This window comes from Plantactinospora sp. A48 (assembly GCF_055793945.1).
The window spans coordinates 148211-162693 of the sequence record NZ_JBTIXF010000006.1; the positions used below are offsets into that span (position 1 = coordinate 148211).

Consider the following 14483-nt stretch of genomic DNA (forward strand, 5'->3'; position numbering starts at 1 on the left):
GTTCCGTGACGGTGTCCATACCGCTTGTGTTCATTGCTGGGTTCGGGGGGTCGTGGGTGATGGGCTTCAACATGCGACGGCTGGGTGTCGGCGCGATGGCGATAATCACCGGCATCGCTGGTCTGGGCGCACTGGCCGGTGGGCCTGCGGCCAGCGCGGAGCCCGGATCGACCTCGGCCAGTTCCGTCGACTGTGGAAAGACGGAGGCGGCGGACCCGGCCGCGGCGGGCAGGCTGGCCGGGGCGTGCGGCCGGTCCATCGAGGATCTGAGCGCTCGGACGGAGTACCAGCAGGTGCTGGTCAACCCGTCCGGGACGCGGACGCTGCGGGCGTCCGTGGTGCCACAGCGGGTGCGCCGGCCGAACGGGTCGTGGGCGACCATCGATCCCAACCTGCGTCCCGCCGCCGGCGGGCTCGCACCGGTGGCCTCGGCGGCGGACCTGACGTTCTCGGCGGGCGGCTCGGGCCCACTGGTCACTTGGCGGGAGAGCGGGTCGACCTTCACCCTGGCCTGGCCGCTCGGCGCGTTGCCGGCTCCCGAGGTGCACGGTGGGACGGCCACCTACCGGAACGTCCTGCCGGACGTGAACCTGCACGTGACGGCAACCGCCGACGGCTACACCCACGTGGTGGAACTGCTGTCCGCGCGGGCGGCGGCGAACCCGGCGGTGCGGTCGCTGCGGTACCGGACCGGTGGCGACATGCGGGTGGTCCCGAACGGTGCGGGAAAGATCCGGCTGGTCGCGGCATCCGGCGCGGTGGTGGCGACCTCGACGCCGGCGACCATGTGGGACTCCTCGGACGACCCGGCGCGGGCCGGTGAGGTGCTGCCGGCGGTGGCCGCGGCGCGAGCGGCCGGCCGGGTTCAGCCGGGGGAGCGGTCCACGGCGGTGGAGCCGGCGGTGACCGCCCGGACCGCGTCGGTGGCGGTGGCGGCATCGGGCGGGGAACTGCGGGTGACCCCGGACGCCGCACTGCTGGCGGATCCGGGACTGACCTATCCGGTGTTCGTGGATCCGACGCTCGAAAAGCTGCGGAACCGGTGGGCGTACTCGACCAGCAACGGCGAGAACAACGACAGCACGGCGGCGCGGGTCGGCCGACAGCCGTACGTGGAGGACGGCAACGGGGAACTGTACCGGTCGTACTACGACTTCCCGCTCAGCGCGTTCCGTGGCAAGAAGGTGCTGGCCGCCACGGTCCGGGTGACCCTGGACCATTCGTTCTCCTGCACGCCCACCTGGGTACACCTTTACCGGGTCGGCGCCATCACGGTGTCCAGCGGCGGCCGGATGGGTTGGTCGACCAGACCGATGCCCGGCAGTGGCACCAAGTGGCTGGACTCGTGGGAGGGCAACGCGAACGAGGCCGGCGGCTGTGGATCGGTGCAGCCGGACACCGACGCCGAGTTCTCCAGCTCCACCCTGAAGGACGACGTGCAACTCGGGGTGAACAGCAACTGGCCGACGTACACGGTCGGGCTGTGCGCCTGCAACAGCTCGGGTGACCTGGAGTCGGAGCAGGACCGGTGGAAGAAGTTCTACCCCAACAAGGCGTGGCTGGAGGTCACCTACGACACGCCACCCTCGACCCCGACCGACCTGCGGACGTCCGGACAGGCGTGTGGGTCGACGATCGGCACCTCCTCGCCCGTGCTGAAGGCGTACTACGGGGACGGCGACGCCCAGAACGACAGCCTGGTGGGCTACTTCGAGTACCAGGAGCTGCCGTCGGGGTCGATCGTCGCCAAGACCGGCCAGACCAAGCCGGGCAACAACTACGGCGAGTCCGGCACGATCACCCTGGGCAGCTCGGCGGAGGGCAAGACGTACCAGTGGCGGGTGCGTACCCGGGACGCCGCCGGCGTCGAGTCGGCGCGGACCGCCTGGTGCGCGTTCACCGTCGACGTCTCCAAGCCGGGCATGCCCGGCGTGGCGTCGACCGCCTACCCCGCCGACGGCGTGGCGCACGGCGGGCCGGGGGTGTCCGGGTCGTTCACGTTCACCGCGGGCGCGCAGGACGTGGTCAAGTACGTCTACGGCTGGGTCGGGCAGACCGCACCGCTGACCACGGTGACCGTGGCCGCGGGTGGCTCGTACGCCGTGACGCTGACGCCGCCGCGATTCGGCCTGAACCGGCTCGAGGTCTACAGCCTCGACAAGGCCAACAAGCGCAGCGACACCAACGCCTACAGCTTTCTCGTTGACCGGCCTGCCCCCGCTGTCGCTAATTGGCCCCTCGACACGATTGCCGGACACAATTTCAAGGACCTGGTCAGCGGCACCAGCCTCACCCCCACTGGGACGGTGACCTGGGCGACCGACAGCCGCATCATCGGCGAAGGCACCGCGTCCTTCGATCAGAACCAGTACCTGTCCGGAAGCGTTCCGGCGCTGGACACCAGCAGGTCGTTCAGCGCCTCCGCCTGGGTGCGTCTCGCGGACTCCGATCCCGGCGACCCGGATCCGGATCTGCCAACCGGCAACTGGACAGCGGTGAGTAAGTCGGGTACCCAGCTCAGCCCGTTCTACCTCGGATACCGGTTCGTCGCGGGAGCTCCACGTTGGTCCTTCTCCTTGCCAGGGGGCGACGTCGAGCAGGGCTTGTGGGTCCACGCCTACTCAGCGAAGCCCCTGGTTACCAGCGACGTCGGCAGGTGGACGCATCTCGCCGGCTCGTATGACGTCGACACCGGAGAGATCAAGCTGTACGTCGACGGCCAACTCGCTGGCAGCGCGGTCCAACGAAATCTGTCCTGGAGGGCCGATGGGCCCGTGGTCATCGGTGCTGGCCAGTACACCGAGCCGGGTGGTAGGCCATACATGGCCGTCAAGTGGCGCGGACAGATCACCGACGTCAGGGTCTGGAATCGGGTCCTGACCACGGACGACCTGTGGGGCACCGACGAGGATGCTGCGGCCGGTACGCCGGAGACCCCTGGCGTCCTGTCACCGGTACCGGTGGCCTCCTGGGACTTCAACGGCGCGTTGGCAGCCGGCTGTGGTTCGGTGCGGAGCGGTGGTCCCTGGGCAAACCGGTTGACCCTGTACGGCTGCACCGACCCGTACTCCGCAGCCCAGAACGTCGGCTTCACCGGTGACGGCCACGACGACAACGAGGCTCTCTGGCTGAACCACCCACAGCCCGACGGATACGGCAGTACGGGCGACAAGACCGGCTACGCCGCCACCAGCGGCCCGGTCGTCAACACCGGACAGTCCTTCACCGTTTCCGCCGCCGTTCGCGTGGCGGAGTTCACCGGTCAGGACCAGGTGTTCGTCCGGCAGGGCGCGGCCAACTCGGCCGAGGGCGCCGGCAAGCTGTACCTGAACCAGTACGGCGAACTGTCCTTCGCGGTCGCCACACCGGACGGTGTGGGGGGAGTGACCTGGGCCTCGACGAAGTCCGACGCCAAGGTGACGGCGACTGACCTGGGCCAGTGGATCCACCTGGTCGGTGTCTTCGACGCTGGTTCTCACGAGGTCCGCCTCTACGTCAATGGTGTGCGTCAGCAGGTGGTGGCGACGGGCGTCCTCGGTGCTGCCTCCCCGCAGCCGCTCTATGTCGGTGGCAACGGGGCCTGGGGCAACTATCTCCACGGCGACATTGACCAGGTCCGGGTCTATGCGGGTGCGATGTCGGACCGCGAGGCCAGGGCCCTCTACGACAACTCCTGATCGACGGGCGCGGCGGCGGCCCGACCGGAGTCTCCGCGCCCACCCCGAGCTTCCTGGTGAAACCCCTGACGACGGAGGTCGTTGATGCTCGCTCGTCCATGGCAGGTCCGGCCGGCCGGAGTGCCCCGCCGGGTCCGCCGCGCGATCCGGTTCTGGTCGCGGCGGCTGCGCCGGGCACGCCGTCCGGGCCTGGCCGGGGCGGTGGTCCTGTTCGTGCTGGCGTCACTGCTGGTCACGATGCCGGAGCAGGCGACGGCGACCCCGTTGCGGCTGAAGGTGACCCAGCCGAAGCCGGTCACCGCGAAGCCGGTCACTCCGAAGCCCCGGCCGGCCGACCTGTCGCAGGGTGCCAACGGCCGACCGGCCAGCGCGGCGAGCTGGCCTACGCCGGAAAGCGCCGAGGTCGCCCTCGGGGCGACGCCGGCCGCTGCCGCCGGTGGCTCGGCCCGGTCGACCAAGCCGGCAGGGCCGGTCCGGGCCGGGAAGACGCCGGTCTGGCTGGCGCCGGCCGGAACGTCGGGCGGCACGGCGGCGAGGAGTGAAGGAGCGCCGGTCACCCGGGCCCGAGTAGAGGTCCTGGACCGGGCGAAAACACCGGCAAGCCTCCGCGACTCCCTGCTGCTCCGGGTCGGACGGGCGGATGCCGCCGCGGCCCCCGGCCGGGTAAGCCTCGCCGTTGACTACAGCGGCTTCGCGGGCGCGTTCGGCGCGGACTGGTCCACCCGGCTCCGGCTGGTGGCCCTGCCCGAGTGCGCGCTGGCCAATCCGACCAACCAGACCGGCGGTGGATGTGCGCCGACCCCGCTGGCCAGCCACAACGACGTCAAGCACCACCGGGTCACCGCGGACGTCGACCTGCGGGCCGCCGGAACCCCTTCGGCCACCGCCGAGGCCGCTGACTTTACCGCCCTGGTGGCCCTGCAGGCGGCCCCGAGCGGGCCGACCGGCGACTACCGGGCCACCCCGTTGCAGGCGTCGTCCACCTGGTCGGCCGGGGGTTCGACCGGCAACTTCTCCTGGTCGTACCCGGTCCGGGTGCCCCCGGCGCCCGGCCTCACCCCGAAGGTGGAGCTGTCGTACTCGTCGAGCAACGTCGACGGCCGCAGCGACGCCTCGAACAACCAGCCGTCCTGGCTTGGTGAGGGCTTCGAATACGCGCCCGGCTTCATCGAGCGCCGGTACGTGTCCTGCGCCGACGACACCGCGAACGGCGCCACCAACAACGACCAGGTCGGCGACCTGTGCTGGGGCACCGACAATGCGGTGCTCTCGCTCAACGGCAGTTCCACCGAACTCGTCCGGGACGGCGCCAGCGGGACCTGGCGGCTCAAGGACGACGACGCGTCCAAGGTGGAAAAGCTGGCCGGCGCATCGAACGGGGACGACAACGGCGAGCACTGGAAGGTCACCACCGCCGACGGTACGCAGTACTACTTCGGCCTCGACGACCTGCCCGGGCAGGGTTCCGCGACGAACTCCACGAACACCGTCCGGGTCTACGGCAACCACCTGAAGGAACCCTGCTACAACTCGTCGTTCGCCGCAGCCCACTGTGACCAGGCGTGGCGGTGGAACCTGGACTACGTCGTGGACACCCACGGCGGGACCATGTCGTACTGGTACAGCAAGGAGACGAACAAGTACGCGGCCAACGTCACCGACTCGGACGACGTGACGTACGACCGGGCCTCGACGCTGACCCGGATCGACTACGGCACCTGGGACCGTGGCACCGGGGACCGGTCCGTGACGCCGGTCGGCCAGGTCCTGTTCACCACCTCCGACCGCTGCGTGTCGAGCTGCACCACCCACGACGAGGCGCACTGGCCGGACGTGCCGTGGGACCAGGAGTGCACCGGCGCCGACTGCCACGGACAGTACTGGCCGACGTTCTGGTCGAAGCGACGCCTCACGAAGATCACCACACGGGTCGCCGGGGTTTCCGGTGATGTCGACTCCTGGACGCTCAACCAGAACTTCCCGCCGAACGGCGACGGCTCCCGGGACGGCATGTGGTTGGACAGCATCCAGCACTCCGGGCCGATCGGTGAGTCGGCGAGCGTCCCCGAGATCAACTTCGACTGGGTGCAGCGGCCCAACCGGGTCGACCAGACCAACGACGGCAAGCCGCCGATGTTCTGGATGCGGCTCGGCGTCATCTGGACCGAGACCGGCGGCAAGATCTCGGTGGTCTACTCGAATCCCGAGTGTGTCAAGGACAGCGTCATGCCCGCGTCGCCGGAGACGAACAGCCTGCGCTGCTACCCGGTGCTCACCGAGGACCCGTACACCAAGAAGACGGTCACCGACTACTTCAACACGTACGTTGTCAAGCAGGTCATCGAGTCCGACTGGACCGGTGGCGCCACCGATGTGATCACCTCGTACGAGTATCTGGACGGGGCGGCCTGGCGGCACGCGGACGACGACGGGCTCACCAAGGACAAGTTCCGAACCTGGTCGGACTACCGCGGTTACGCCCGGCTGCGGGTCCGCAAGGGTACCGACGGCAAGGAGACCCTCACCGAGACCCGGTACTACCGGGGCATGCACGGCGACAAGCAGTCGCCGACCAGCGGGACGCGCAGCGTACAGTTGCCGGCCATCGACCTGAACGGCGACGGCGACACGGCGGATGCCGCGGACGCGCCCCAGGTCAACGACGACAACGCGCTCGCCGGCCAGGTCCGGTCGGAGACCGTCTACAACGGTGTGGACACCGACGTGGTGTCCCGGACCGCGAGCCAGGGCTGGCAGTCCGGCCCCACCGCCACCCGCGACATGGGGGACACCACCACGTACGCCCGGTACACCGGCACGCAGACGACGTGGAGCGCCGTGAAGCTCGATGGCGGGCGAGGCTGGCGGGTGACCCGCAAAGACAACACCTTCGACGAGTACGGGATGGCGGCGACGACCACCGACCAGGGCGACCTGGCCAGGAGCGACGACCAGACCTGCACGAAGACCAGTTACGCCCGTAACACCGACCTCAACCTGCTGTCGTTGACCGGTCGGATCGAGGTGTACGCGCTGCCCTGTGGGACCAACCCGACCAGCACCGACGATGTGATCAGCGACGCCCGGACCTTCTACGACAAGCAGGAGTCGGGCGAGCAGCCGACCAAGGGCGACGCCAGGAAGACGCAGGTCCTGAAGGACTGGACCGCCGCGTCCGGCACCGTCTGGCTGACCACCGCGACGTCGACGTACGACCCGTACGGCCGGGCCACCGGGACCACCGATGTCCGCAACAACACGACCACGGTGGATTACACGCCGAAGACCGGCGGGCCGGTCACCAAGGTCACCACCACCAACCAGCTCGGCTGGATCTCGACCCAGGAGCTGTCCCCGACGCTCGGCGTGCCGACCAGGACCACCGACCAGAACGGGAAGATCACCGACCTGCGGTACGACGGCCTGGGCCGGCTGCGAAAGGTGTGGCTGCCGAACCGGTCCATCGGCATCGACCCGGCGAACCCGTCCAGCACACCCTCGATCGAGTACGTCTACACGATCCGCAACACCGGCGGAGTCAACGCGGTCACCACCAAGACCCTGAACGCCGAGGGCAACTACGTCACCTCGTACGCGCTCTACGACGGCCTGCTGCGACCCCGACAGACCCAGGCGCCCGCCGCGTCCGGCGGCGGGACCGTGTTCACCGAGACCGTGTACGACGCCGCCGGCCGGACCGCCTACACGAACGCGAACCACCACGACCCGAAGCTGAATCCGGGCACGTCGCTCAAGTCGATCGCCGAGTGGGAGAGCATCAGCCAGACGGTCAGCGAGTACGACCGAGCCGGCCGGCTCACCGCGACGGTGCTCAAGACCAGCGGCGACGAGCAGTGGCGGACCACCACCGGCTACGGCGGCGACCGGGTGTACGTCACCCCGCCACAGGGCGGCACGCCGACCACCACGATCAGCGACGCCCGGGGCAATACCGTCGAGGTGCGGCAACATTCCGGCGGGTCCACCAGCGGGGCGTACGACGCCAGCACCTACACCTACAACCGGAAGAACCAACTGGTCGAGGTGAAGGACCCGGCCGGCAACCCGTGGAAGTACGGCTACGACATCCGGGGCCGGCAAACGTCGGCGGACGACCCGGACAAGGGCCTGACCACATCGACGTTCAACGACTACGGCGACCTCACCACCACCAAGGACGCCCGGAACAACACGCTGGTCTACGAGTACAAAGACCCGCTCGGCCGGAAGACCGGTGTATACGACGGGTCCATCGCTCCGGCCAACAAGCGGGCCACCTGGGCGTACGACCCGAGCGGCGCCAAGGGCCAGCTCGCCTCCAGCAGCCGGTGGACCGGCTCGGGCGCCAACGAGTACAAGACCACCATCAACGGCTACAACGCCCTCTACCAGCCCACCGGGGAGACCTACACCATTCCCCCGGTGGAGACCGGACTCAGCGGCACGTACACGTACTTCCGCAGCTACAAGGCGGACGGAGTCAGCGTCGGCGTGGCCCAGTTCCCCGAGAACGACGGGCTGGGTTTCGAGCAACTGACCTACACCTATGACATGGTCACCGGACTCGCGGACAAGGTCAAGACCGATTGGATAGGAGCCGGCCAGTACGTTTCCGGTACCGAGTACACCGCGTTCGGCGAGCCGGGCGTCGTGACGTTCCAGCAGGCGGGTCAGCACTATCTTCAACGCGGCTGGACCTACGACGACGTCACCCGGCAGCTCAAGCGGGCCACGACGGCCCGGGAGGTGGCTCCGCAGTCGGTCGCCGACGTCAACTACAGCTACGACCCGGCCGGCAATGTCACGGGCATCGCGGACAGGCCCGCCGGCGGTATCGCGGACAACCAGTGCTTCGGCTACGACTACGCCCGCCGGCTGACCGAGGCGTGGACGCCGTCGTCCGCCGATTGCCAGGCCGCGCCGTCGGTGTCCGGGCTCGGCGGACCCGCCCCGTACTGGCACTCCTGGTCGTTCGACCCCGTGGGCAAGTCGGTGGGCAACCGGGTCACGGAGACCCAACACGGCACGGTGACGACGCAGGCGACGTCCAGGTATCCGGCAGCCGGTGCCGCCCGACCGCACGCCGCGACCTCGGTGACCACGACGGGCAACGGGGCCGGGACGAAGAACTACGGGTACGACGCTGCGGGCAACACGACCTGCCGGCCGAGCCCCACGGCCACCGGCAACACCTGCCCCACCGGGACCGGGAGCCAGGCGCTCACCTGGGACAGCGAGAACCGGCTCACGGGCCTGACCGACAACGGCAAGAACAATTCCTACCTGTACGACGCGAACGGCTCCCGGCTCATCGCGCGCGACTCGACGGGTGCCACGCTGTACCTGCCCGGGACCGAGATCCGGTACACCACCAGCACGGCATCGAAGACGACCACCCGGTACTACAGCCACCTCGGTCAGACCGTCGCGATGCGTAAGACTGGCACCGAACCGGTTTGGCTGGTGAACGACGCCCAGGGCACCCAGCAGATCGCGGTGGACGCGGGAAGCCAGACGATCACGCAGCGACGGCAGACGCCGTACGGCGGTCCGCGTGGGACCGGCGCGGCGCCGGCCTGGCCCAACCAACTCGGCTTCGTGGGCGGCACCATCGACGGCGGCACCGACCCGACCGGGTTGACCAATGTGGGCGCCCGTCCGTACGACACCATGCTGGGCCGGTTCGTGACCGTTGACCCGGTGATGGACCTGGCCGATCCGGAGCAGTGGAACGGCTACGCCTACGCCGGCAACTCCCCGGTCACCTCCTCCGACCCCTCCGGCCTGATGCCTCCCCCGGACCGGGAAACAGGTTCCGTCTGTGACCAGAAGTGTCAGGACGCTCTCGACGACTACTTCGGCAATGGTGGCGGAGGCACTTTCTATCTGGTGCCGGCCGTGTGGCAACCAACTGCCGAAAAATTCGGGAGTTTCGCCCTTGGCATGAAGGCCGGCGCTGACATGTACGTCCCCGACCGTCTGCTTGGTGCGTGGGCGGCAGTGAGGCATCCGCGTCAAACGCTGGTGGCCATCGTGGAGGAGGTGAACTACTGGGACCTACGGTATCCGAGCGCGACCGGCAAGGCGGCATGGGCATGTCTCGTGAGTGGGCTATGCCGAGCCTACGACAATTGGAAAGCAGGAAAACCCTTTGAAGCAGGGTACGACGTAAGCCAATTCGGTGTCGACATTGTCTTCGGCGCCGCAACCGCTGGCACGGGCGAGGTGGCGGCCACAAGCCGTGCGCTCGATGTCCTCGGTGAAGCTGCAGAAGCCTCACGTCCGGTAAGGAAAGTCCTGGGATGCCGCAAAAGTTTTGATCCCGCCACGGCGGTCTTGATGGCAAACGGCACAACCAAGCCAATCGTGGATGTCAAGGTTGGCGATGAGGTACTGGCCACCGATCCCGAGGCGGACGTGACAGCGGTCGAGAAGGTCACCGCCGTCCATCGGAACAACGACGCGGATCTAGCGGACCTGACCGTCAAGGACGACACCAGCGGGGCAACCGCCATCCTGCACACGACCTGGCTTCACCCCTTCTGGAGCGTCAATCGGCACGCATGGGTCGACGCCGCCGACCTGATTGCAGGAGACCAACTCCTTGACGCCGACGGCCGCACCACCCAGACCGTGGTCGCGGTGAAGACCTGGACCGGTCTGCGGTGGATGTACAACCTCACCGTCACCGACCTTCATACGTTCTATGTGGTAGCCGGTAGTACGCCGGTGCTGGTTCACAACGACGACTCAGGAAGCGGTCTACGATGGGAACCGAACCCTAAGCATGGGGTTGTCGCCCGAGGTAGCGCCAACGCTGAGCCAATGGATCCTGAAGGAACGCTTGCTCGATCAGTACAGATCGGCCCCAATTCCAGTCGACGTATCGGCGTTGACCCTACGAACGGAGAGTTTGCGATCTTCGATGAGACCTACCCCGATAGCGGTGTGTTCCATGGCCACGCAAGATCATGGGATGAGCTTAACCCCAAACAGCAGAGTGCCGCGATTAAGGCGGGAATGGCTAATCGGAGAGGGAAGATTCTTGGATTCGGCGGATGTTGAGGGCGGCGGAACGGTACCAGGGCGGCCTAGATATCACAGCCCTGACTACCCGGATCTAGCTACGGCCAAGTCGGTGCTTACTGGCGGTGACGGGAGACGGGTGGCTGAGGTGCTGACGGGCTTGGCATTGCATCACACTAATAGACGATGGATTGAAGCTGAGGCGGTTAGACTTGCGGGGCACTCGGACCCTAAGGTGAGAATGGTGGCGGCCACTGCCCTTGGGCATTTAGCTCGGCGGTTTGGCAAAATAGATGAAGAGACTGTTTTGCCAGCCTTGCGTCGCCTGTTGAAGGATCCTCAGGTAAGGGGTCGGGCTGAGGATGCAATGGACGACATAGCGATGTTTTGCCGCGTTGCGGATTAGTGCGTCGGGCCGGCTAAGGTCGGCGTAGGGTATTGCGGGCTGTGCGCTTATGTTGCCGTCACGATTGCCGTCATAGTAACCTTCATTGACAGTGGTGAACTGGTCTGTTGTGTCGGTGGAGCCGGAGTTGCGGAGCCCTGGACCCAATGCCGGTTACTTAGCCTCGGCCCTTCGTTAAGGGGTGTCCAAGGGCTGGGCAATAACGAAGAAGTGCCTTCTGATCAGGGAAAATAGGGCTTGTCGAGAGTCCTGTTAACCCGCCACGGAAGGCACTTGCAGGGTGAAGGTTACCGCAACACGTCCGAAGATCACGGTGGCCGGGGACGGGCGGGGTGTGGTCGGTCATGCCGGTACCCGGCTACTCGCCGATCTCGCTGACGCGACCGGGCTGACCAGTGCGTTCAGTCAAGCCCTCGTAGCGCTGCGGCAGCCTCAGCGCGGGCATGACCCGGGCCGGATCGCCGTCGATCTCGCGGTGATGCTGGCTGATGGTGGTGAGGCCATCGCGGATCTGGCCGTGCTGCGGGATCAGCCGGCCCTGTTCGGGCCGGTCGCGTCCGACCCGACCGCGTGGCGGCTGCTGTCCCGCCTCGACGACAGTGTGTTGGCCGAGCTGCGTTCCGCCCGGGCTTATGCCCGTGAGGTCGCCTGGGCCCAGCACGCCGAGGTTCGCGGCGACCTACCGCGGCCGATGGTGGCCGGCCAGCCGGTCGATGGCCTGGTCCTGGACATCGACGCGACCATCGTGATCTGTCATTCCGAGAAGGAGTCAGCGACCCGTACCTGGAAGAAGACGTTCGGGTTCCATCCGCTACTGTGCTTTCTGGACAACACCGGCGAAGCGTTGTCCGGGCTGCTGCGTGAAGGCCGGGCCGGATCCAACACCACCGACCACATCACCGTCGTCGACTAGGCCTTGGCCCAGATCCCCGACGTTCATCGGCATGGCACCCCGATCCTGCTGCGTTCGGACTCGGCCGGTTCCAGCCACGGCTTCCTCGCCCACATCCGATCCTTGCGCGATCAGCACCTCGACATCCGATTCAGTGTCGGCGCCGCGATCACCGAACCGGTCCGGGAAGCGATCCGGGCCGCGCCCGGCTGGATCCCCGCCGTCGACACCGGCGGCGATCCTCGTGACCATGCCGAGGTCTGCGAGATCACCGGCCTGTTCGACGCCACCTGCTGGCCGGACGGCACGAGGTTCCTCGTCCGCCGGGAACGCCCACACCCCGGCGCCCAACTGTCGCTGTTCGACACCATCGAAGGCTGGCGGCATCAGGTCGTCGCCACCGACACCCCCGCCGGAAACGGCAGCATCCAATTCCTGGAGGCCCGCCACCGGGCCCACGCCCGCGTCGAGGACCGCATCCGCTGCGGCAAGAACACCGGCTTCGGCCGGTTCCCCTCCCGCGTCTTCGCGATCAACCAGGCATGGCTGCAACTCGCCCTGACCGGTATCGACCTGCTCGCCTGGACCCAAACCCTGCTCCTGGACGGCGAACTGGCCACCGCCGAGCCCAAGAGACTGCGTTACCGACTGCTGCACGTCGCCGCCCGGATCACCCGCACCGCCCGCCAGACCCGCCTCGCGATCGCCGTCAACTGGCCCTGGACCGACGCCTTGACCAGCGCGTTCAGCCACCTCGCCGCGCTACCCCGACCCACCGGCTAACCCCGCAGCTCACACACCAACCAGCAACACGGAGGAACCTGGCCGAGCGCCGGGCCCTCAACATGCCCACAAAACAGTGACAAACACACGAATCACATTCATCGAAAAACAACTATGAACCGACAGCCAAACGAAAGACTGAGGTTAGGTGTCTTCGCCTGCGGTTTTGTGCGTGCGGGTTTGGTTGCGGTGACGATGGTGATGGCCGGGTGGGGTGGTTCGGGCGGGTTGTCATGCTCGGCGTGTTTGAGTGCCCAGTTCGACATCTTGCGTTTGATGACGCGGGGGTTGGTGCGCCGGCGGCGTGGTGGCAGGAGCCGTTCGAGGATCTCAGCCAGCGTTGTGGTGATCGCGTGGGCGAGTCTGCTGGGGGGAAAACGCCGCCTGGGCGGTGACCTGGCGGCGGACGATGTTGAGAGTGCGAGTGAATGACATCCGGTCGGGGTCGTGCTCGGAGCTGGCGGCGGCGTGGTGCATCAGGGTCCGGATCGCGTGGTGTGACAGCAGCAGTCCGTAGAGTTCCTGCTCGACGCCGAGGGGATGCTGTGACCGTAGGATCATGCCTGGACCGCCCTGGTGGGTTTTGAGTTCGTCGAGGGTCGACTCGACCTCCCACCGTTGGGCGTAGAGCGCGGCGACCTCTTCAGCGGGCGCCATGGTGTGGTCCAGGATGGTGGTGATCAGCCGGTAGACGGTGTCACTGCCGTTGATCGTGTACTCCACGACCCGCACGGTGATCGCATGCTGGCGGCGGTAGTGGTCGGCGGTCGAGGCGATGTTCGACAGGTATGAGCCGTCGGGAAGTTGCGCGTCAACGGGTAGCCGCGATGAGGCTCTGGTTCGCCACAACAGGTCCGCGCCCGTCGCGCAGGCGGCCTGCCACAGGTCGTAGCCGGGAAAGCCGCGGTCGGCCAGCAGCAGCATCCCCGGTGACAACGCGGGCAGCAGGTCCAGGGTCAGCACCCGTTCATGCGTGGCCAGCGGCCCGATCGCCGCGGCGAATACGGCGTGGGTGCCGCACTCGACCAGCACCGCCATCCTGGCCTGCGGATACGCGGCCCTTCCGTCACCACGGGCCGAGCCGGGACGCCCGAAGTGGTCCACGTTGGAGACGGTGTCGGGGATGTCGAACGTGGTGCCGTCCACCGCGACCAGCCGCCACCGCCGGTAGAACGCCCCCACCGTGTCGGCGGCCGCTACCGGCCGGCAGACCCGGTCGAACAACACCCGAAACGGTTCGACGCCCACCCTTGCCCGGGCCTTCCAGATCGCCGCGCTGGTAGGCACCCGCCACACCCCCTCCCACCGGCGCTGACCAGGCAAACCCTGCGTCAGCAGCCGAAGCACCTCCTCATAGCCCTGCCCGAAGAACAGGCATCGCCAAAACGAAGTACACGACCACCCGAGACGGCAACAACCGTGACCGCTGCTGCACCCGGCCCGTCGACGCCAACACCTCGTCGATCAACCCCGGCGGAAACATTCGGGTCAACACCCCGATCGCGATCCGATCCGACAAACGCTCACCCGACGACTTCACCTGACCAGCACGCGGCACACCCCTACAACGACCCCAAACGGTCAAAGTGGGACTGTACAAATAACGGCTGATCGACCGATCAAGGGAGAGACGCCAGATGATGACCGAGACCATCGTGGAACAGCCGGCCGTGGAGCCGTCGGGTGTGGTCACGGATGA

At 67.5% G+C, this 14483-nt stretch carries 3 protein-coding genes and 2 pseudogenes; 4 read left to right on the forward strand and 1 reads right to left on the reverse strand.

The window, feature by feature from the left end; all coding sequences use genetic code 11:
- Positions 1–71 precede the first annotated feature (71 nt).
- The 4 genes and pseudogenes from ACXN5W_RS05700 (at position 72) to ACXN5W_RS05715 (ending at position 12784) form a co-directional block, all read left to right on the forward strand.
- Entirely contained in the window at positions 72–3677 is a 3606-nt protein-coding gene (locus ACXN5W_RS05700; protein WP_473157078.1) for a LamG domain-containing protein, read from the forward strand.
- Between the two features lie 84 nt (positions 3678–3761).
- The gene (locus tag ACXN5W_RS05705) at positions 3762–10742 is read left to right on the forward strand and encodes a polymorphic toxin-type HINT domain-containing protein (protein WP_473157079.1); all 6981 of its coding nucleotides are present in this window, start codon (positions 3762–3764) and stop codon (positions 10740–10742) included.
- Entirely contained in the window at positions 10654–11109 is a 456-nt protein-coding gene (locus tag ACXN5W_RS05710; protein ID WP_473157080.1) for a HEAT repeat domain-containing protein, read from the forward strand. The genes ACXN5W_RS05705 and ACXN5W_RS05710 overlap by 89 nt, the downstream gene beginning before the upstream one ends.
- A gap of 280 nt (positions 11110–11389) precedes the next feature.
- Positions 11390–12784 (forward strand): annotated as a pseudogene (locus ACXN5W_RS05715) (IS1380 family transposase).
- Positions 12785–13114: 330 nt separating this feature from the next.
- Here ACXN5W_RS05715 and ACXN5W_RS05720 read toward each other — a convergent pair.
- Positions 13115–14342: pseudogene (locus ACXN5W_RS05720) on the reverse strand (IS4 family transposase).
- Positions 14343–14483 lie beyond the last annotated feature (141 nt).